Genomic DNA, 19,129 nt, shown 5'->3' with positions numbered 1-19,129 from the left:
GGAGCCGGCCGCCGGCCACACAGACCCCGAACGTTTGAGGACGTATCCCCGGTGGACCAGAACGACATGGGCGCTGACCTCGCGAAGGTGCTCATCAGCAAGGACGAGATCGACGCCAAGCTCCAGGAGCTGGCCGAGCGGATCGACCGGGACTACGCAGGCAAGGACCTGCTGATCGTCGGTGTCCTCAAGGGGGCCGTCATGGTGATGGCCGACCTGGCCCGGGCCCTGCACTCGCAGGTCACGATGGACTGGATGGCCGTCTCCTCCTACGGCATGGGGACCAAGTCCTCCGGTGTGGTGCGCATCCTGAAGGACCTGGACACCGACATCGCCGGTCGGGACGTCCTGATCGTCGAGGACATCATCGACTCCGGTCTGACGCTGTCCTGGCTGCTGGGCAACCTGGGCTCGCGCGGCCCGGCCTCGCTGGAGGTCTGCACCCTGCTGCGCAAGCCGGACGCGGCCAAGGTCGAGATCGACGTGAAGTACGTCGGTTTCGACATCCCCAACGAGTTCGTGGTCGGCTACGGCCTGGACTACGCGGAGAAGCTGCGTAACCTCCCCTTCATCGGGACCCTCGCCCCGCACGTTTACGGCGGCTGAGGGCTCCGTTCGGGCTATGGGCGGGAACAGAGGGTTGTTCCCGCCCGTTGGACCGGGGGACAAAGAAGCTAAGCCGTGTCGCCGTGCTCCCGCCATGGGTGGGTCGGACTGCGGTACGGTCCAATAAACCGCTCTTCACATGAGCATCGATTCGGATTGCGCCGCGGCCCAAAGCCTCCCGGCGCCGCTGAGTGGCAGGAGGGACGGGGCGGCAACGCCCCGCATGGATGGACGTCAAGCGATACTTCCGTGCGCCGATCATGTGGATCGTGCTGGCCGTCCTCGCCGTCATCGTACTGATGCAGGTCGTTTCGGACTCGAACGGCTACAAGACGGTGGACACCGGGCAGGTCGTCGCAGCGATCGATGCGCACAACGTCAAGTCGGCGCAGATCACCACCGGTGACTCGAACACGATCAAGATCCAGTTGAAGGACGGCGCCACGCTGTCCAACGCCGGCACGGGCAAGGTCCCGTCCGGCAACAAGTTCCAGGCCTCGTACATCGGCGACCAGGGTGTCGCCCTGGCCGACAAGCTGCAGGCCCAGATCAACGACAAGGACCCGGGCACCCTCGCCGAGGGCTACACGGTCAGTCCCGAGAAGCAGAGCACCTTCGTCAGCCTGCTGCTGTCGATGCTGCCGATCGTGATCATCGTCCTGGTCTTCCTGTTCCTGATGAACCAGATGCAGGGCGGCGGCTCGCGCGTCATGCAGTTCGGCAAGTCCAAGGCCAAGCTGCTCACCAAGGACACCCCGAAGACCACCTTCGCGGACGTCGCCGGTGCCGACGAGGCGGTCGAGGAGCTCCACGAGATCAAGGAGTTCCTCCAGGAGCCGGCCAAGTTCCAGGCCGTCGGCGCCAAGATCCCCAAGGGTGTGCTGCTCTACGGCCCGCCCGGGACCGGCAAGACCCTGCTGGCGCGTGCCGTCGCGGGCGAGGCCGGGGTGCCGTTCTACTCGATCTCCGGCTCCGACTTCGTCGAGATGTTCGTGGGTGTCGGCGCCAGCCGCGTCCGCGACCTCTTCGAGCAGGCCAAGGCGAACGCCCCGGCGATCATCTTCGTCGACGAGATCGACGCCGTCGGCCGGCACCGCGGTGCGGGCCTCGGCGGTGGCCACGACGAGCGCGAGCAGACCCTCAACCAGCTGCTGGTCGAGATGGACGGCTTCGACGTCAAGGGCGGCGTGATCCTGATCGCGGCGACCAACCGCCCCGACATCCTGGACCCGGCGCTGCTGCGCCCGGGCCGCTTCGACCGCCAGATCGCGGTCGAGCGCCCCGACCTCCAGGGCCGTCTGGACATCCTCAAGGTGCACCAGAAGGGCAAGCCGATCGCGCCCGACGTCGACATGTCGGCCGTCGCCAAGCGCACCCCCGGCTTCACCGGCGCCGACCTCTCGAACGTGCTCAACGAGGCCGCGCTGCTGACCGCCCGCTCGGACAAGAAGCTGATCGACAACGGCATCCTGGACGAGGCGATCGACCGCGTCGTGGCCGGTCCGCAGAAGCGCACGCGGATCATGTCCGACAAGGAGAAGAAGATCACCGCGTACCACGAGGGCGGTCACGCCCTGGTCGCGGCGGCCTGCCAGTACAGCGACCCGGTGCACAAGATCACCATCCTGTCCCGCGGTCGGGCCCTCGGCTACACCATGGTGCTGCCGGAGGAGGACAAGTACTCCACCACCCGCAACGAGATGCTCGACCAGCTGGCCTACATGCTGGGCGGGCGCGCGGCGGAGGAGCTGGTCTTCCACGACCCGACCACCGGCGCCTCGAACGACATCGAGAAGGCCACCGCCACGGCGCGGGCCATGGTCACCCAGTACGGCATGACCGAGCGCCTGGGCGCGATCAAGTTCGGCAACGACAACTCGGAGCCCTTCCTGGGCCGCGAGATGGGCCACCAGCGCGACTACTCGGAAGAGGTCGCCGGGCTGGTCGACGAAGAGGTCAAGAAGCTCATCGAGAGCGCGCACAACGAGGCCTGGGAGATCCTGGTCGAGAACCGTGACGTGCTCGACAACCTGGTCCTGGAGCTCCTGGAGAAGGAGACCCTGAACAAGGAGCAGATCGCCGAGATCTTCGCCCCGATCGTCAAGCGCCCGGCCCGGCCGGCCTGGACGGGCTCCGCCCGTCGCACGCCGTCCACCCGGCCGCCGGTGCAGTCGCCGAAGGAGCTGGCGCTCACCAACGGCGCCGCCGCCTCCGACACCGCTCCGGTCGACGTCGTGAAGCTCCCGCCGCTGCCGGCGGCCGAGCCGCCGACCGAGGGCTGAGCCGGACTCCGGTCGGAATGGATGCCGCGTCACCAGGGTTTGTACCCTGGAGGCGCGGCATCCGTGCTGTTCAGCCACAGTCTTCCCACGAGTAAGCGAGGCCCGCATGATCGACCCGGTGACGCTCGACGGTCCGCCCGCCGTCGGTGTTTTCGACCAGAAGCGGGCCGAGAACGCCATCCGCGAGCTGCTGCTCGCCGTGGGCGAGGACCCCGACCGCGAGGGCCTGCTGGAGACTCCGGCCCGGGTCGCGCGGGCCTACAAGGAGATATTCGCGGGCCTGTGGCAGGAGCCCGAGGACGTCCTGACCACCACCTTCGACCTCGGCCACGACGAGATGGTGCTGGTCAAGGACATCGAGCTGACCTCGGTCTGCGAGCACCACCTGGTGCCGTTCCGCGGCGTCGCGCACGTCGGGTACATCCCGTCCGCCAGCGGCAAGATCACCGGGCTGTCCAAGCTGGCCCGGCTGGTCGACGTCTACGCCCGCCGACCCCAGGTGCAGGAGCGGCTGACCAGCCAGGTGGCCGACGCGCTGATGCGGATCCTGGAGCCGCGCGGGGCGATCGTGGTGGTCGAGTGCGAGCACATGTGCATGTCGATGCGCGGCATCCGCAAGCCCGGTGCCAAGACCATCACCTCCTGCGTGCGCGGCCAGCTGCGCGACCCGGCCACCCGGGCCGAGGCGATGAGCCTCATCATCGGCCGCTAGCCGGCGAAGGGCACCGGCTCAGGGCACCGGCTCAGGGCACCGGCTCAGGGCACCTCGTGCTCCGCGTGCGGCGGAGCCGGGGTGCCCAGTGCGTTGCGGCGCTCCGGCATCCGCAGCGTGACCATCCGGCGCCAGCCGAAGGCCCGGTCGTACAGGTAGAGGGCGTGCACCCCGAGGGTGACCACGGCCAGCTGCCAGCGGGGCCAGCGCAGGATCCGCGCCATCCGGGCGGTGACGGCGAGGCCGACGTCCCGGTGGGTGCGGATCTCGCCGCGGGCGCAGGTCTCCAGGGTGTGCCGGACGTACGGCCCGTGGCCCTCGGCGACCAGCCGCAGCAGCTCCTCGTGGCAGTAGGCGAGGTGGTCGTCCTCGTCGGCGGAGATCATCCGCATCGCCCGGCCGAGCTCGGGGTTGTCCCCGTACACCTTGACCAGCTGGCGCATCTGCTCGGAGGCGCGCTGCTCGGTGACCCGGCTGTGCGCGAGGTAGGTGATGATCTCGCGCTCGGTCAGCGGGGTGTCGCCGCGCAGCCGCTCGTGGGACAGGCCGACGCCCTGGCGCTCCAGCAGCATGCAGTAGTCGGCCTCGTCCGGGACGGGCACCTTGGGCAGTCCGCGCTTGTTCAGCAGCTGGGTGAAGATCCGGCCGTGCTTGCGCTCGTCCGCGCCGTGCCGGGCGACCTTCGGGGCGAGCACCGGGTCCGGGGTGAGGGCGGTGATCCGCTCGTTCTCCCAGCCGCCCTGGTCCTCGCCGCCGGCCGCGATGCTGCAGAACAGCTGGTAGGCCTGGTCGTTCCGGTAGATCTCGTTGAAGAGCGATCTGGTGCTCAGCACGGCGCCTCCTGCGCGGATCCGGGGCGGCGCCCGCCGGTGGTCGGGCGGGCGGCCGCGATACGTCCCCCCGGACCGCCGGTCGGACGGCCCGACCGGCGGGTAATCACCCGCACGCCTCAGCCCAGGTGGGAGCCCAGCCACTCCAGCGAGGCGGGCAGCTCCCTCGTCCAGCTGTCGAAGTTGTGGCCGCCGTCGTCCAGGTACAGCGACTCCACCTTGAACTGCGGATTGGCCGCCGCGACCTGGGTGGCCTGGTCGACGAACTGGACGGTCTGCGGGTAGTCCGACTCCTTGCGGGTGGAGACCACCAGCAGGTTGAGCGGCGGGGCCGGGAGGTTCTGCAGCCGCCAGCCGAGGTCGTGCTGCTGGGTCAGGGCCTTGTCGCCGTTGAAGAGGTCGCCGCCGGTGTACTGGTCCTGGCGCACCGAGAAGTCGCCGTGCAGGCCCGCGGCGCTGCCGTAGACGTTCGGGAAGCGCATCGACAGCCGCATCGCGCAGCTGCCGCCGGTGGAGTAGCCGAACAGGCCCCAGGAGGCGGCGGAGCGGCCGAGCCGGTAGGCGCTCTGCAGGGCCCCGGGCACGTCCTTGACGAACCAGGTCTCGCTGCGCGGTCCGCCGGGGACGTCCACGCACTCGGTGTCCCGGGCCGGGACCACCGACGGGCGGGCCAGCACCAGCACGGTCGGCGGCATCTTGCCGGAGCGCTGCAGCTCCACCGCGGACTGCACCAGCGGCAGCTCCTTGAGCAGGTTCAGGGTGGTGCCCGGGAAGCCGGACAGGGCCAGCAGCACGGGGAAGCGGACCAGGGCGAACTTCGGGTCGAAGTACTCGGGCGGCAGGTAGACGAACATCTGGTCGGAGAAACCGGTCTCCTTGCCGTTGACCCGGACCGACTCGATCTTCCCGACCTCCTCCGGCGGGCCCTTGGGGAGGTTGGGGGCGCTCTCCATGCCGCCCTCGTTGGTCGGCTGGACCAGCTGGTCGGAGACCGGGGTGCCGCCCTTGTGGTTCTCGTTGCTGGTCAGCGCGAGCTTGGCGCCGCCGGGGTTGAGCAGGTCGTCCCAGGAGGTGTAGAAGCCGAAGGAGTTGTTCACCGACAGCGCCAGCACCGCCAGGATCGAGACCTGAACGACGGTCAGCAGCCCGATCCTGCCGAGCACCGGGAGCGGGCGCTGCCGGGCCAGCCGGGGCCAGATCCACAAGGTGGTGACCAGGGCCGCGGCCCCGAGTGCGAGCAGCGCGTTCACCAGCACGTCGCTGGTCAGTTCCATGCCGTCGGCCTTCCGGTGGGACACTGTCGATGCAGGCTTCATCGTCTGGCGGGCCGTCAGGCCGGGCCACCGCAGCTAGGCTGTCCGGACGTCCCGGCGCGGTCGGGAGGGTGGGGGGAGGTCCGGGGCAACCGGCGCCCTAGAATGCGGCGTCCACCGTACGTACGAGGTACCGGACGGTCGTGCCCCGCCACGCGGCGGCGGACCCACGGCTCCCACCCCCGGCTCAACCCGCAGCGCGCCCACGGCACCGGATTACCGTCCGTTTCCGGATCCTTGGTATGCGCATTGCCCGATGAAGGAATACGCATGAAGGTCCATCACACGTGCTCCCCCGGAGTGGACGGACACCGCACCGCAGCCTCTACGCTGAGCTTCCATGAGCGTTCCCGTGTCCGTTGAGCCGAGCCCCGAGCAGCCGCCGCGCCGTCCGCGCGGCCTGCAGACGCTGCGCAACCAGGCTGCTGCCGTCCCGAGGGCCTGGCTCCCCGGTGCCGTCGGCTACGCCTGTCTGCTGATCGGGCTGGTGGACATCGCCAGCGCGGTGTTCCCCAAGCTCCGGCACACCAAGATGCACACCTTCGCCGGGCAGCTGCCGGGCGGCACCACCAGCCTGGCCGCAGTCGGCACGCTGATGGTCGGCATCCTGCTGGTGCCGCTGGCGCACGCGCTGCGCCGGCGCAAGCGGCGGGCCTGGCGGGCGGTCTGCGTGCTGCTGCCGGTCAGCGCCGCGCTGCACATCGTGCGCTGGCACCAGATCGGCCCGGCGGTCGTCTCGCTGCTGGTCCTCGCCGTGATGCTGGTGCACCAGCGCGAGTTCTACGCCAAGGCCGACCCGCGCACCCGCTGGGGCGCGGTGGTCAACCTGGTCGTCATGGGCGCCCTCAGCGTGCTGCTCGGCCTGCTGATCGTGAGCACCCGCACCAAGTACGAGGTCGGGCACCCGGCCCTGGTGGAACGGCTGCAGCACGTCGGGTACGGGCTGTTCGGCTTCGAGGGCCCGGTCCGCTACAACAACGAGCGGATGTCCGACCTGGTCGCCTACCTGCTCGGCGGGCTCGGCCTGCTGACCGCCTTCACCACCGCCTACCTGGCGCTGCGCCCGGGCAAGCCCAAGCCGGAGCTCACCGCCGAGGACGAGGAGAAGGTCCGCGAGCTGCTCAAGCGGCACGGCGAGCGCGACTCGCTCGGCTACTTCGCGCTGCGCCGCGACAAGAGCGTGCTGTTCTCGCCCACCGGCAAGGCCGCGATCTCCTACCGGGTGGTCTCCGGCGTGATGCTCGCCTCCGGCGACCCGGTCGGTGACGTCGAGGCCTGGCCGGGCGCGATCAAGGTGTTCATGGCCGAGGCCCGCGAGCACGCCTGGGTGCCGGCCGTGATGGGCTGCAGCGAGGTCGGCGGCGAGGTCTGGACCCGCGAGGCGGGCCTGGACGCGCTGGAGCTGGGCGACGAGGCGATCGTCGACACCGCCACCTTCTCGCTCTCCGGCCGGGCCATGCGCAACGTCCGCCAGATGGTCAAGCGGATCGAGCGCAACGGCTACTCCTGCAAGGTGCGCAGGGTCTCCGACCTCACCGTCGAGGAGAAGTACCGGATCGCCGACGCCGCTGCCCGCTGGCGCGGCACCGACACCGAGCGCGGCTTCTCGATGGCCCTGGGCCGCTTCGGCGACCCGCTGGACGACGACTGCGTGGTGGTCACCGCCCACAAGGCCCCCGAGGAGGGCGAGAGCGGCGACGACCTCAAGGCCGTGCTGCACTTCGTGCCCTGGGGGCCGGACGGCATCTCGCTGGAGCTGATGCGCCGCGACCGCGCCGCCGACCCGGGCCTGAACGAACTGCTGATCGTCGCCGCCCTCCAGGAGGTGGGCGCCCTGGGCATCCGCCGGGTGTCGCTCAACTTCGCGATGTTCCGCTCCGCGCTCGCCCGCGGCGAGCGGATCGGCGCCGGCCCGGTGCTGCGCGCCTGGCGCGGACTGCTGGTGTTCCTGTCGCGCTGGTTCCAGATCGAGTCGCTGTACAAGTTCAACGCCAAGTTCCAGCCCGAGTGGGAGCCGCGCTTCCTGGTCTTCCCGAACACCCGGGACCTGCCGCGGATCGGCTTCGCCGCGATGCAGGCGGAGGCCTTCATCACCCTCGGGATGCCGCGCTTCGGCCGCAAGCGCCAGCGCGAGGGCCTGATGCCCGTCCCGTCGACCCGCGAGGTCGGCGAGGCAGCCTGAGGCAGCTCGCACCCTTCGGGGCCCCCGCCGGGAATCACCGGCGGGGGCCCCGTTCGATAATGGGGGCATGAGCGAGCGCAGCGAGCGGGTCATCGGAAGGCGCGCGTGGGTGAATGCCCTCGCCGAGCGGAGCGGGGCGGGCGCATGAGCGATTCGCCGTCCTTCTCGTTGCCGGCCGGACTGCCGCGGCTCGACCGCTGCGCCGTGATGGGCGTGGTCAACGTCACGCCCGACTCCTTCTCGGACGGCGGGCTCTGGTTCGACGCCGCCAAGGCGATCGCGCACGGGCTGGCCCTGCGGGCCCGCGGCGCGGACCTGGTGGACGTCGGCGGCGAGTCCACCCGGCCCGGCACCCAGCGGGTGCCCGAGGACGAGGAGCTGCGCCGGGTGCTGCCGGTGGTGCGCGAGCTGGCCGCCGCCGGGGTGGTGGTGTCGGTCGACACCATGCGGGCCTCGGTCGCCGAGCGGGCCGTGGAGGCCGGCGCCGCGATCGTCAACGACGTCTCCGGCGGGCTCGCCGACCCGGCGATGGCCCGGGTGGTCGCCGAGACCGGCGCGCCCTTCGTGGTCATGCACTGGCGCGGGCAGTCCGCCGACATGGACCGGCTGGCCGTCTACCAGGACGTCGTGCGGGACGTGGTCGAGGAACTGACCGGGCGGATGGACGCGCTGCTGGCCGCCGGGGTCAAGGAGGACCAGCTGATCCTCGACCCGGGGCTGGGCTTCGCCAAGACCACCGAGCACAACTGGGCGCTGCTCGGGAGGCTGGACGCCCTGACCGCGCTCGGCCGTCCCGTCCTCGTCGCGGCTTCACGCAAGCGGTTCCTGGGTACGCTGCTCGCCGACCCGGAAACCGGGGAACTGCGCCCGGCCCGCCAGCGGGACGACGCGACCGCCGCGGTGTCGGTGCTGTCGGCCCAGGCCGGGGCCTGGGCGGTCCGGGTGCACGACGTGTCCGGTACGGCGGACGCCGTCCGCGTGGTCGCGGCCTGGCAGCGCGCGGCGCGGCTGGGGTGAGGGAGGGTCTGTGACAGGTGACGGCAGGTTGAGCGGCGGGACGGCCGGGAAGGCCCGGGAGGTGGACCTGGAGGCGGTGCTCGCGGCGAACCGGGCGTTCTACGAGGCGCTGGAGCGGGGGGACGTCGAGGCGGTCGAGGAGGCCTGGCTGGGGCCCGAGCACGCCGACGACAAGGGCGGCGTGGTCTGCGTCCACCCCGGCTGGCCGGTGCTGCGCGGGCGGGCCCAGGTGACCCGCTCGTACATGCTGATCATGATGAACACGGAGTACATCCAGTTCTTCCTGACCGATGTCGAGGCCGAGGTGCACGGGGATGTGGCCCTTGTCACGTGCACCGAGAACATCCTCTCCGGCGGTGAGGCCGAGGAGGAGGGGGAACTCGGACCGCTGGTCGGCGGAAAGGTCGTGTCGAGCAATCTGTTCCGTCGTACCCCGGCCGGGTGGAAGCTCTGGTCGCACCACGGTTCACCCGTTCTGACCAGCGGTGACGAGGACGACGAGGACTGATTCCGGGGGTTGCGGGAATTCGGCGCCGGGTGGTCGCCGGGGAATTTCCGGGTGGTCACCGAACGTTCACGTCAATCGCCATTTCGGCGCGCGTGGCGACGGTTCGTGCCGGGTAGGACGGTCAGGCGTTGTCCGCGCTCGCGGGTAGATTCGAAACGGAGTGGCGGGCGTGATGCCCGTCTTCGCCCTGCCCTTCCATGCCTTCCTCCGGGCGGGGCCCGTCCGACTGGGAGCAGTGATTCGTTTGCTGGACCGCGTCACCCTGCGGGGGCTGCGAGCCCGGGGCCACCACGGCGTCTTCGAGCGCGAGCGCGTCGAGGGCCAGACCTTCGTGGTCGATCTCGTGCTGTACCTGGACACCCGCCCCGCCGCGTCCGGAGACGACCTCACCCGCACGGCGCACTACGGCATCGTGGCCGAGGAGGTCACCGCGATCATCGCCGGCGAACCCGTCGACCTGATCGAGACCCTGGCGCAGCGGATCGCCGACCAGTGCCTCAAGCACGACGCGGTCGAGGAGGTCGAGGTCACCGTGCACAAGCCGGACGCCCCGATCACCGTGCCGTTCGACGACGTGACCGTGACCATCCACCGGGGCCGCGCATGACCCCCACCGCGCGCCTGGTTTCCGATGCAGAGGGATTTCTTCGATGAACAGCAGTGACCCGACCGCCGAGCCGAACGCGTTCGACCTGGAGAGCCGGGTGGACTCCGCCGACACCACGCTGCACAGCCAGCGGTGTGCGGTGATCGCGCTCGGCAGCAACCTGGGCAACCGGCTGGACACCCTCCAGGGTGCCGTCGACGCGCTCGCGGACACCCCCGGGCTGAGGATCAAGGCCGTTTCGGCGATCTACGAGACCGAGGCCGTCGGCGGCCCGGAGGAACAGCCCAACTACTACAACGCGGTCGTGGTGCTGCGCACCTCGCTGCCGCCGCGGGACCTGCTGGAGCGCGGCAACGCGATCGAGGACGCCTTCGGACGGGTCCGGGAGGTCCGCTGGGGGCCCCGCACGCTGGACGTCGACATCCTGGCCTACGAGGGCGTGGTCAGCGAGGACCCGCAGCTGCTGCTGCCGCACCCGCGCTCGCACGAGCGGGCCTTCGTGCTCGCCCCCTGGCTGGACGCCCAGCCCGAGGCCGAGGTGCCGGGGCACGGGCAGGTCGGTGCGCTGCTGGAGGCGCTCGGCGGCCCGGACGCGCAGGGCGTGAAGCGCCGCGACGACATCCGGCTGACGCTGCCGGAGTAGCACCGAGCAGGACCCGGCCCCCGCGGCCGGGTCGGCCGGGGCCGCCGGATCGGTCGGGGCCGCCGGATCGGTCGGGGCCGCCGGATCGGTCGGGGCCGCCGGATCGGTCGGATCGGCCGGGAACTCGGCGGCCGGGCCCGGCCGTACGAGTAGATGTCCGTCCGTCCGGTCCCGGTACGGTGGCCTGACGCCGCCGCACCGGGCCACCGGGCGGGCGGTCGGCTCCGCCAACCCCGGGAAGGACCACCTCCGAGTGAAGCTGCTTCGCCTCCGTCTGCTGATCGGCATCACCGCCGCGACGACGGCGCTGTCCTGGGCCGGCTCCAAGCTGTGGGCGTCCCTGGACACGCTGCCGGCCGTGCCGGCGGCGGCCCCGGCGGTGCTGGCGGCGGTGGCGGTGATCCTGCTGGCGACCGCGCTCTCGCTGCGGTCCCGGTTGAAGGCGGTGCGCGAGCGGCAGCCCGGCGCGAAGGGGGTCGACCCGCTGCTGGCGGCTCGGGCGGTGGTGCTCGGCCAGGCCAGCGCGCTGGTCTCCGCGGTGGTCACCGGCATCTACGCCGGGGCCGGGATCTACCTGCTCGGCGAACTGGACGTGTCGGCGCGCAAGGACCAGGCGGTGACCGCCGGGCTCGCGGTGCTGGCGGGCGCCGCGGTGATCGCGGCGGCGCTCTGGCTGCAGCACGTGTGCAAGCTGCCGGAGGACCACGACGACCCGGCCGGTCCGGCGGCCTCGCACCGCTGACGGATCGGCCGGATCCGGTCGGACGGCGCTGAGCAGCCCTTTTTTCGTGATCTTGAGTGAAAAGCCGGGCACGTGCGGTAAAAAATGCCCACTGTCAAGGGCGGAAGGGGACCCTGGGCTGACACGGCCCCAATTCGCACGCTAGTTTCTTGGCATGTCTCGCGGACGCCACCGTCATTCCTCCGTCCTCGGCCGGGTCTTTCCCCCCACCGCCGCCGGCGTACTGCTGGTCGCCGCACTGGCCGCTCTGGTCTTCAGTCAGGACACCGTCCTGGTGCGCTCGGTGGGTGTCGCCGCACTGATCGCCACGCTCGGCTTCGCGGTGCTGCTGCGTCAGCGCGACAAGGCGGCCCGGGCGGCCGCCGAGATGTCCGCGGCGCAGCGGCTGCGGGCCGAGGAGCGCTTCGAGGAGCAGCTCGCCGAGGCCGAGTACGCGGCCGAGGTCGCCGAGGAGCGGGCCACCCGCTTCGGTCGGCGGCTGACGGCGGAGAAGTCGCGGCTGGCGAAGGCCGAGACCGAGATCGCCCGGCTGCTCCGGGAGCGGGCCGTGGCGGTCGCCGAGCAGGCGCTCAAGGAGGCCGAGGCGGCCCAGCGGGCGCTCGCCGCGAGCCGCCCCAAGTACCCGGCCAGCCCGGCCGCGTTCGTGCGCGCCGCGTCCGTGCTGCGGCTGCTGGAGCGGCGCGCCGCCGAGCAGGAGGCCAAGCGGGAGCGCACGGCGGGCGCGGAGGTCGCGCTGCGGGCGCGGACGGCCCCGGCCGCTCCGGCTGCTCCGTCCTCTCAGGTCGCTCAGACTTCTCAGGCCCAGCAGGCCGCTCCGGCCCAGCAGTCCGCTCTGGCCCGTCCGGCCGTGGCGGCCGCTCCGGTGCCGGGTGCGGTGTCGGTGCCCGCCCCGGTGGCGCCCTCTGTGCCGACCCCGGCGCAGGCGCCGGCCGGGCGGACCCCGGTGCAGCCCACGCCGCTGCGCCCGGCGTTGACCGCGACGGTCGGTCAGCTGGGCGGCGGGGCGCCGGGTGCCCCGGCCGTGGTGCCGGCGCCGGCGGAGCGGCAGCGGCCGCGTCCGGCGCAGTCCGGCCAGGCGCGCGGGCAGGGGTTCAGCTTCTTCGGCCGCGGCCAGGGCACGGCGGTCCGGGCGGCCGTTCCGGCGCCGGCGGTGGGCAGCGTCGCCGAGCTGGGGGAGCGGACGGACCTGGCGGACGTGGTGGGCGACGAGGCGGTCGCCGCGAAGGCGAAGGCCGAGGCCCAGGAGGCCCAGGAGGCCCGAGTGGCCGCGGCGGAGGTGGCGGCCGAGCACCCGGAGCAGCCGGTGCGCGCCGGGGACGCCGAGCCGGACGGGGCGACCGTGGTGGACCTGACGCCCGAGGACGAGACCGAGCTGATCGAGCTCCCGGAGCTGCGCGCCTCGCGCTGAGCGGCCTGCCGTCGCCCGAGGACACCGACGCCCGAGGGCACCGACGCCGAGGGGCGGGAAGTCGACCGACTTCCCGCCCCTCGGCGTTGCCGTTCCTGCTGCGTCAGATCTGGACGCCGAAGTCCTGGGCGATGCCGGCCAGGCCGGAGGCGTAGCCCTGGCCGACCGCGCGGAACTTCCACTCGCCGTTGTTGCGGTAGAGCTCGCCGAAGATCATCGCGGTCTCGGTGGCGGCGTCCTCGGAGAGGTCGTACCGGGCGATCTCGGCGCCGCCGGCCGCGTTCACCACGCGGATGTAGGCGTTCCGGACCTGGCCGAAGTTCTGGCCGCGGGCGGTGCCGTCGTAGATGGTGACCGGGAAGGTGATCTTGACGGCCTCGGCGGGCAGCCCGGCCAGGTTGACGTTGATCGACTCGTCGTCGCCCGCGCCCTCGCCGGTCCGGTTGTCACCGGTGTGCACGACGGTGTTGTCCGGCGTGCTGGTGTTGTTGAAGAAGACGAAGTGCGCGTTGGACAGCACCTTGCCGTCCGCGTTCAGGACGATCGCGCTGGCGTCGAGGTCGAATTCGGCGCCGGTGGTGGTGCGGGTGTCCCAGCCCAGGCCGATGCTGACCGCGGACAGGCCGGGGGCCTCCTTGGTCAGCGAGACGTTGCCACCCTTGGAGAGGCTCACTGGCATGGCGATTGCAGTCCCTTCGTTCGCTTTTCCCGGGACAACGCGGTACTCGGGCACCTTGGTTCCGGGGAACCCGTGAATTCTTCGTGGGGTGTCAATGCCGGGCAAAGGGTGGGCAAAGCCTTGGCAGGGTCGGTCGGGTCCGGGCGTCAGACCCGGGGGAACCGGCCCTGCAGCGTCCAGATGTTCGGGTTGTCGGCCAGGTCGGGGTGCATGTCGAAGAGGTCGGCGAGGGTGTCCTGGAGGAAGTCGCGGGCCTCGCGCCGCAGCTCGCTGTGCCGGACCACGGCAGCGGGCTCGTCCCGCAGCCAGGTCGCGGTGATCTCGACCCAGTTGAACCGGCGGGCGAAGCGCAGCAGCTCGGTGTTCTGGGTGAAGTCGAGGTCGGCGGTCTGCACCCGGGCGGCCCGGGAGCCGTCCGGGTCGCGGTCGAGCTCCTCGACGATGTCGCACAGTGCCCAGGCGAAGTCCAGCACCGGGACCCAGCCCCAGCGGGTGGAGAGTTCGGCGCCCTCGGCGTCCAGGTAGACGTCGCCGCAGAACAGGTCGTACCGCAGCGCGCGCACGGGGGCGGTGCGGTAGTCGGTCTGCGGGGGGTCGGGGAAGCGGTTGGAGAGGGAGTAGCCGAGCTCGATCACACAGGCCATTGTCGGGGGTGCGGGCGGGTGCGGGTGACCGCCCCGGGGGCGAGCGGGCGAGTCACTGATAACCGGGTGACCTCGCGGGGGTCGCGCGGGATGATGGGCGCATGTCCGAGCCCATCCGCGTACGGGGGTCGGTGGTCGTCCCCGACGCCGAGCTCGTCTGGCGCTTCTCGCGTTCCTCCGGCCCCGGTGGCCAGCACGTCAACACCTCCGACTCCAAGGCGGAGCTGCGCTTCGACCTGGTCGCCTCGAAGGCGCTGCCCGAGGTGTGGCGCACGCGTGCCCTGGAGCGGCTGGCGCACCGTCTGGTGGACGGCCGGGTGCTGGTGATCCAGGCCTCGGAGTTCCGCTCGCAGTGGCGCAACCGGGAGGCGGCCGCGGTGCGGCTGGGGGTGGTGCTGAGCGAGGCGTGCGCGCCGCCGCCGAAGGCCCGCCGGGCGACCAGGCCCAGCCGGGGGATGGTGGAGCGGCGGTTGGAGAACAAGCGGCACCGTTCCGAGCTCAAGCAGGGTCGGCGCTCGCCGCGCGGCGAGTAGTGGCGAGAGGTACGGCCGGCCGGGTGGTGCCGCCCGCCGAACCGTTTCAGCCCAGCGTGCGGTAGCCGCCGCGGAAGTAGAGCAGCGGGCGGCCGCCGGGGTTGGGGACCACGGCTTCCAGTACACGGCCGATCAGCAGGATGTGGTCGCCCGCGGGTATCCGCTGTTCGGTGCGGCACTCGACGGTGGCCAGCGCGCCCTCGATCAGCGGGGCCCCGGTGCGGGCGCCGCGGTGGTGCGGGGTCTCCGCGAACAGCAGCCGGTCGCTGAGCCGGCCCTTCATGGCGAAGCGGGAGCCGAGCGCCTTCTGCCCCTCGCTGAGCACCGAGACCGCCCAGCTGTCGTTCCGGGAGAGCACCTCGTCCATCCGGGAGTCCTCGCGGACCGAGACCAGCACCAGCGGCGGGTCCAGGGAGACCGAGAGGAAGGACGTGGCGGTCATGCCGGCGTCCTCGCCGTCCTCCTCGTCGTGGACGGTCACCAGGCTCACACCGGCGGTGAGCTGGGAGAGGGCTGCCCGGAACTCGTCGGGCGTGGCGTGGGGGGCAGCTTCGGGCTGCGGGGACGGATACACGTACCGCACGGTAGTCGTCGCTCCCGGGTGACGGCATCGGGCCGTGGTCGTAGGACCTCGGCCGGGGCGCGCGCTCCGCTGCGGGCCGGGGTCACTCCCAGGGGTGAAGCGCGGGTACCGCCGGGTGCAGTCCGCTTCAGCCCGGGGCCGATGCGGTCGACCACCAGAAATGTTCCGATAGCGGTTTATGTCCTGCTATGGGGCGGATGAACTGATTAAGGGTGCATTAGTGTCGTGTGATTTAAGTCACAAGTGGTGGCCTATTGCTGACCGAGCGTGCCGAACGCTGTGCTCCCTGTGATTCAGTTCTTCTGGCAATCGGACGATAACCAATCAAGAACTATCCGAAGCAGCCGGGGAGCCCCCGCATGGAAGCCGAGTCGGAGCCGTACGTCCGTCTCGCGACCCTCCGCACCTTGCACCGGGTCGTGGCGGACCTCAACGCTGCCCGCAGCCTGGCGGGCACGCTGCAGGCCGTCGTCGAGGGCGCGGTGCACGGACTCGGCTTCGACGCCGCCGCGGTCAGCCTGGTCCGGCCGGACGGCGACCTGGTGGTGGCGGCCGTCTGGGAGCTGGAGGAGAGCCCGATGGGCGGGCCCTCGGTGCTGCTCGGCCAGGTCGGCTCGCGGGAGTCCTGGGACCGGCTGCTCGGGGTCAGCGACCACTGGGGCACCCTGCGCTTCCTGCCGTACGACCGCGGCTGGGCCGTCGCCAGCGACATCCCGCGCTGGATCGGGGACGGCCCGCTGCCCGTCTACGCCAACGACTGGCACCCCGCCGACGGACTGCTCGCCCCGATGTACAGCGCAGGCGGGGACCTGCTCGGCGTGCTCTCGGTGGACCGCCCGCGCAGCGGCAAGCGGCCCGGGGCGTGGACCCGCGAGGCCCTGGAGATGTTCTCGCTGCAGGCCTCCATCGCGATCGGCAACGCCCGGCTGCGGGCCGAGATGCAGCGCGCGCTGGCCCGGCTGGAGAAGGAGCAGCAGGCCCTGCGGGCCAGCGAGGAGAGCTTCCGGCAGGCCTTCGAGTACGCGCCCAGCGGGATGGCCATCACCGAACTCCACGGCGCCGGGCGCGGCCAGCTGACCAGGGTCAACGACGCGCTCTGTCGACTGCTCGGCCGCCCCCGCGCGGTGCTGCGCCAGCAGAGCTTCGCCGACCTCGTGCACCCCGAGGACCGGGCCCTGTTGGAACGCACCAGCGCAGAGAGCGGCCGGGCGGAACTGAGGCTGTCCCGGCGGGACGGCGGCTACCAGTGGGTCTGCCTGCGCAACTCGATCGTGGCGGACGCGGCCGAGGGCCCGAGTTTCCTGCTCACCCACGTCGAGGACATCGAGGACCGCAAGCGCCACGAACTCCAACTCGCCCACCGGGCCAGCCACGACGCGCTCACCGGCCTGCCCAACGGCGCCGAGCTCAAGGCCCGGCTGGCCCGCCGGCTCTGCGCCGAGCCGCAGCCGGTCGGCGCCGCCCCCGCGCTGACCGCCGAGGTCGGCTACCCGCAGCCGTACGCCTACCCGGCCGACAGCTACAGCGCGCACGCGGCGTACGAGGGACTGGAGGGCGTGGACCCGTACCCGGGGCCGGTGCACGGGTACGGCGCGCTGGAGGGCGGGCCGCCGCCCGGGCTCGGCGCGGGGTACGGGGAGCACGTGCACGCCGTGGTGCCGGCCGAGTACGGGCCCGGCGGCGAGGCCTGGTCCGTGCCGTTCCGCTCCGGCCCGGCGGCGCCGGTCGAGAAGGGGCTCGCGGTGCTCTTCTGCGACCTGGACGGCTTCAAGTCGATCAACGACCGCTTCGGCCACAACGCGGGCGACTCGGTGCTGGTCGAGGTCGCCCGGCGGCTGAGCGCGGCGGTTCGGGACGGCGACACGGTGGCCCGGCTGGGCGGCGACGAGTTCGTGGTGCTGGCCGACGGCATCGGCCGCGAGGAGGCCAAGGACCTGGCCCACCGGCTGCGCAACGCGATCATCCCGCCGATGCGGATCGACGGCCGGGCGATGCGGGTCGGGGTGAGCCTCGGGGTGGGCTGGGCCGGCTGCGGGATGAGCATCGAGGAGGTGCTGCACACCGCGGACGAGCGGATGTACGACGAGAAGCGGGCCCGGGGCGGGGCGGTGCGGGGCGCGCGCGGCGAGCGCTCGCACCGGCGCGCGGGCTGAGGACGGGGCTCGCGGCGGCCGTTCCGGGGCCGGCGGGAGGGGTCGGGCGCCGGGCGCCCGGGAACGCGCAGGTTACCCACGGGTTGTCAAGGGTTCTTTTCCTGCTGTCACGTACGGCAGGTAGGGTGCCCGGTACGACAGCGTCCATGATCTGCGCCGCCCGCGCGCGGCGCACACCGGATGGGGGAGCAGACCACCGTGACGACCGCCGGCGACAACGGATTGCCCGAGGGCCAGGGGGGCGGTGCCCCGCAGGACGACGACCCGTTCGGCTACCTCTACCGCCCGGCCGACGGCTCCACCGGACAGCCGGCCGAGCCGCAGCAGGGGGTTCCCCGGACGCCGTACAGCCGCCCGATGGAGGTCGGCCGGGCGCAGTACGGCGCGCCGCGCGCCCAGCAGCCGCCGTACGGCCAGCCCGGTCCGGCCCAGCCGCCCTACGGCCAGCCGGGCATGCCCCCGCAGGGCCAGTACGGCCAGCCCGGTGTGCCGCCGCAGGCCGAGTACGGCGCGCCCGCCCAGCAGGCCCGCTACGCCGAGCACTCCCGGCCGCAGCCGGGGGACGAGCGGCCGAGCAGCGGCCGGAGCAAGGGCGCCGTGATCGGCGCGGTCGCCGTGGTCGCGGCGATCGCGATCGGTGCCGGGATCGCGCTCTCCACCGGTGACCCGGACGCTGACAAGACCGCCAAGGGCGGCACCACCAGCGCCGCCCCGCCCGCGCCCAGCGGCGCCCCGACGCCGAGCGGGGGGACCGGCTCGGCCTCGCCCTCGGCGAGCGCCACGGTCTCGGCCGGCCCGGCGACCGTGGACGCCGGCCAGTTGCAGGGGCAGAACGCGCCGTCCGGCAACACCGTCAAGGGTGCCAAGTCCGCGGACGGCAGCTACCTGACGCTCCAGCAGGGCGGTTCGGTCACCTGGAACGGCCAGATCGCCGCGGCCGGCACGTACAAGCTCACCGTGCACTACAACAACGCCGGCGGGGACGTGAAGGGCGCGGCCTCCGTCAACGGCAAGGACTGGCCGAACGGGCTGACGTACCGGAACTACTCGCCCGGCAAGGACCCGGCGTCGTCCTGGTACACCACCTGGATACTGCCGCAGTTCCAGGCGGGGGCGAACTCGGTCAGCTTCACGGTGCCCTCCGGGCCGATCCTGATCGACCAGATCACCGTCGAGCCGAGCAGCTGAGGCCCGGCCCTGAACGCGGACGGCCGCCCTTCCCCACCGGGGGGAGGGCGGCCGTCGCCGTTGTTCAGGCCGACCTGACGGTGGGGAAGCGGTCGCCGCCGACGGCCCAGCGGCCGCGGCGCATCACGGCGACCAGGTCGTAGCTGTCGGAGTCGAGCACGACCAGGTCGGCGAGCTTGCCGGTCTCCAGCGAGCCGATCGAGTCGGCGAGGCCGAGCAGGCGGGCCGGGGTGGCGCTGAGCGACTCGACGGTCTGGGCGAGGGTCAGGCCGTTGACGGTCACCGAGCGCTTGAAGGCCACGTCCAGGGTGAGGGTGGAGCCGGCGATCGCGCCGCCCTCGACCAGCCGGGCGACGCCGTTCTCGACGCGGACCTGGAGGGGGCCGAGGGGGTAGAGGCCGTCGCCCATGCCGGCGGCGCCCATGGCGTCGGTGATCAGGGCGACCCGGCTGGGGCCGGCGGTGCGGTAGGCGAGGTCGAGGACGGAGGGGTGGAGGTG

19 protein-coding genes are annotated in these 19,129 nt (G+C 72.2%); 13 read left to right on the top strand and 6 right to left on the bottom strand.

The features are described from left to right. Positions 1-51 precede the first annotated feature (51 nt). The 3 genes from hpt to folE all read left to right on the top strand — a co-directional run bounded on the left by hpt (position 52) and on the right by folE (position 3,600). Complete coding sequence (hpt, locus tag AB0F71_RS31390; RefSeq protein WP_045692298.1) at positions 52-606, top strand: hypoxanthine phosphoribosyltransferase; 555 nt, start codon at positions 52-54, stop codon at positions 604-606. A 227-nt stretch (positions 607-833) separates the two neighbouring features. Next, the gene (gene ftsH, locus AB0F71_RS31385; RefSeq protein WP_360241505.1) at positions 834-2,888 is read left to right on the top strand and encodes an ATP-dependent zinc metalloprotease FtsH; all 2,055 of its coding nucleotides are present in this window, start codon (positions 834-836) and stop codon (positions 2,886-2,888) included. Between the two features lie 106 nt (positions 2,889-2,994). Then, complete coding sequence (gene folE / locus AB0F71_RS31380) at positions 2,995-3,600, top strand: GTP cyclohydrolase I FolE (protein WP_360241502.1); 606 nt, start codon at positions 2,995-2,997, stop codon at positions 3,598-3,600. A gap of 44 nt (positions 3,601-3,644) precedes the next feature. Here the strand turns inward: folE and AB0F71_RS31375 are convergent, their stop codons facing one another. Together AB0F71_RS31375 and AB0F71_RS31370 are read right to left on the bottom strand one after the other, a co-directional pair. Then, positions 3,645-4,433 (bottom strand): ferritin-like domain-containing protein, encoded by a 789-nt coding sequence (locus AB0F71_RS31375; RefSeq protein ID WP_360241499.1) that lies wholly within the window; start codon positions 4,431-4,433, stop codon positions 3,645-3,647. A 116-nt stretch (positions 4,434-4,549) separates the two neighbouring features. Continuing rightward, positions 4,550-5,704 carry an alpha/beta hydrolase-fold protein gene (locus tag AB0F71_RS31370; RefSeq protein ID WP_360241496.1) on the bottom strand — a complete coding sequence of 385 codons (1,155 nt, stop codon included), beginning with the start codon at positions 5,702-5,704 and terminating at the stop codon, positions 4,550-4,552. A gap of 379 nt (positions 5,705-6,083) precedes the next feature. Between AB0F71_RS31370 and AB0F71_RS31365 the strand changes: the two genes are divergently transcribed. The 7 genes from AB0F71_RS31365 to AB0F71_RS31335 all read left to right on the top strand — a co-directional run bounded on the left by AB0F71_RS31365 (position 6,084) and on the right by AB0F71_RS31335 (position 12,850). Next, positions 6,084-7,925: a phosphatidylglycerol lysyltransferase domain-containing protein gene (locus tag AB0F71_RS31365; RefSeq protein WP_360241493.1), complete on the top strand. Its 1,842-nt coding sequence runs from the start codon at positions 6,084-6,086 to the stop codon at positions 7,923-7,925. A gap of 144 nt (positions 7,926-8,069) precedes the next feature. Beyond that, on the top strand, positions 8,070-8,942 hold the full coding sequence (gene folP, locus AB0F71_RS31360; protein ID WP_360241491.1) for a dihydropteroate synthase: 873 nt from the start codon (positions 8,070-8,072) through the stop codon (positions 8,940-8,942). A gap of 10 nt (positions 8,943-8,952) precedes the next feature. Further along, a complete protein-coding gene (locus AB0F71_RS31355) occupies positions 8,953-9,450 on the top strand; it encodes a nuclear transport factor 2 family protein (RefSeq protein WP_350509220.1) in 498 nt (165 codons plus the stop codon). Positions 9,451-9,697: 247 nt separating this feature from the next. Then, on the top strand, positions 9,698-10,057 hold the full coding sequence (gene folB, locus AB0F71_RS31350; RefSeq protein ID WP_030288941.1) for a dihydroneopterin aldolase: 360 nt from the start codon (positions 9,698-9,700) through the stop codon (positions 10,055-10,057). 43 nt (positions 10,058-10,100) lie between these two features. Continuing rightward, positions 10,101-10,700 (top strand): 2-amino-4-hydroxy-6-hydroxymethyldihydropteridine diphosphokinase, encoded by a 600-nt coding sequence (gene folK / locus AB0F71_RS31345; protein WP_360241487.1) that lies wholly within the window; start codon positions 10,101-10,103, stop codon positions 10,698-10,700. Positions 10,701-10,953: 253 nt separating this feature from the next. Then, positions 10,954-11,442, top strand: coding sequence for a DUF3180 domain-containing protein (locus AB0F71_RS31340; RefSeq protein ID WP_360241484.1), 489 nt, complete (start codon positions 10,954-10,956; stop codon positions 11,440-11,442). A 154-nt stretch (positions 11,443-11,596) separates the two neighbouring features. Continuing rightward, a complete protein-coding gene (locus AB0F71_RS31335) occupies positions 11,597-12,850 on the top strand; it encodes a hypothetical protein (RefSeq protein ID WP_360241481.1) in 1,254 nt (417 codons plus the stop codon). Between the two features lie 103 nt (positions 12,851-12,953). On the opposite strand, the gene AB0F71_RS31330 is transcribed toward AB0F71_RS31335, so the two are convergent. Both AB0F71_RS31330 and AB0F71_RS31325 read right to left on the bottom strand, forming a co-directional pair. Next, the gene (locus tag AB0F71_RS31330) at positions 12,954-13,529 is read right to left on the bottom strand and encodes a TerD family protein (RefSeq protein ID WP_360241478.1); all 576 of its coding nucleotides are present in this window, start codon (positions 13,527-13,529) and stop codon (positions 12,954-12,956) included. 146 nt (positions 13,530-13,675) lie between these two features. Further along, positions 13,676-14,164 carry a hypothetical protein gene (locus AB0F71_RS31325; RefSeq protein WP_360241475.1) on the bottom strand — a complete coding sequence of 163 codons (489 nt, stop codon included), beginning with the start codon at positions 14,162-14,164 and terminating at the stop codon, positions 13,676-13,678. Positions 14,165-14,274: 110 nt separating this feature from the next. Between AB0F71_RS31325 and arfB the strand changes: the two genes are divergently transcribed. Next, positions 14,275-14,706, top strand: a complete 432-nt coding sequence (arfB, locus tag AB0F71_RS31320) for an alternative ribosome rescue aminoacyl-tRNA hydrolase ArfB (RefSeq protein WP_360241472.1) — start codon at positions 14,275-14,277, stop codon at positions 14,704-14,706. Positions 14,707-14,752: 46 nt separating this feature from the next. Here the strand turns inward: arfB and AB0F71_RS31315 are convergent, their stop codons facing one another. Further along, positions 14,753-15,280, bottom strand: coding sequence for a flavin reductase family protein (locus tag AB0F71_RS31315; RefSeq protein ID WP_360241469.1), 528 nt, complete (start codon positions 15,278-15,280; stop codon positions 14,753-14,755). Between the two features lie 368 nt (positions 15,281-15,648). Between AB0F71_RS31315 and AB0F71_RS31310 the strand changes: the two genes are divergently transcribed. Together AB0F71_RS31310 and AB0F71_RS31305 are read left to right on the top strand one after the other, a co-directional pair. Beyond that, positions 15,649-17,442, top strand: coding sequence for a diguanylate cyclase (locus AB0F71_RS31310; protein WP_360241466.1), 1,794 nt, complete (start codon positions 15,649-15,651; stop codon positions 17,440-17,442). Between the two features lie 198 nt (positions 17,443-17,640). Next, the gene (locus AB0F71_RS31305; protein WP_360241463.1) at positions 17,641-18,630 is read left to right on the top strand and encodes a hypothetical protein; all 990 of its coding nucleotides are present in this window, start codon (positions 17,641-17,643) and stop codon (positions 18,628-18,630) included. A 64-nt stretch (positions 18,631-18,694) separates the two neighbouring features. On the opposite strand, the gene AB0F71_RS31300 is transcribed toward AB0F71_RS31305, so the two are convergent. Then, the coding region (locus tag AB0F71_RS31300) for an amidohydrolase family protein (RefSeq protein ID WP_360241460.1) at positions 18,695-19,129 on the bottom strand (435 nt) is incomplete at its 5' end.

Origin of the sequence: Kitasatospora sp. NPDC028055, from assembly GCF_040637885.1 — a bacterium.
GTDB lineage: Bacteria > Actinomycetota > Actinomycetes > Streptomycetales > Streptomycetaceae > Kitasatospora.
Note: the sequence above shows the minus strand (reverse complement) of the source record. Positions and strands in the feature narration are given on the sequence as shown.

What these genes read in the sequence shown, in the direction of transcription:
- folP (WP_360241491.1), top strand. Translation starts at nt 8,070, where the DNA reads ATGAGCGATTCGCCGTCCTTCTCGTTGCCGGCCGGACTGCCGCGGCTC.
- folE (WP_360241502.1), top strand. Translation starts at nt 2,995, where the DNA reads ATGATCGACCCGGTGACGCTCGACGGTCCGCCCGCCGTCGGTGTTTTC.
- AB0F71_RS31310 (WP_360241466.1), top strand. Translation starts at nt 15,649, where the DNA reads ATGGAAGCCGAGTCGGAGCCGTACGTCCGTCTCGCGACCCTCCGCACC.
- folK (WP_360241487.1), top strand. Translation starts at nt 10,101, where the DNA reads ATGAACAGCAGTGACCCGACCGCCGAGCCGAACGCGTTCGACCTGGAG.
- AB0F71_RS31330 (WP_360241478.1), bottom strand. Translation starts at nt 13,529, where the DNA reads ATGCCAGTGAGCCTCTCCAAGGGTGGCAACGTCTCGCTGACCAAGGAG.
- arfB (WP_360241472.1), top strand. Translation starts at nt 14,275, where the DNA reads ATGTCCGAGCCCATCCGCGTACGGGGGTCGGTGGTCGTCCCCGACGCC.
- AB0F71_RS31365 (WP_360241493.1), top strand. Translation starts at nt 6,084, where the DNA reads ATGAGCGTTCCCGTGTCCGTTGAGCCGAGCCCCGAGCAGCCGCCGCGC.
- ftsH (WP_360241505.1), top strand. Translation starts at nt 834, where the DNA reads ATGGACGTCAAGCGATACTTCCGTGCGCCGATCATGTGGATCGTGCTG.
- AB0F71_RS31370 (WP_360241496.1), bottom strand. Translation starts at nt 5,704, where the DNA reads ATGGAACTGACCAGCGACGTGCTGGTGAACGCGCTGCTCGCACTCGGG.
- AB0F71_RS31335 (WP_360241481.1), top strand. Translation starts at nt 11,597, where the DNA reads ATGTCTCGCGGACGCCACCGTCATTCCTCCGTCCTCGGCCGGGTCTTT.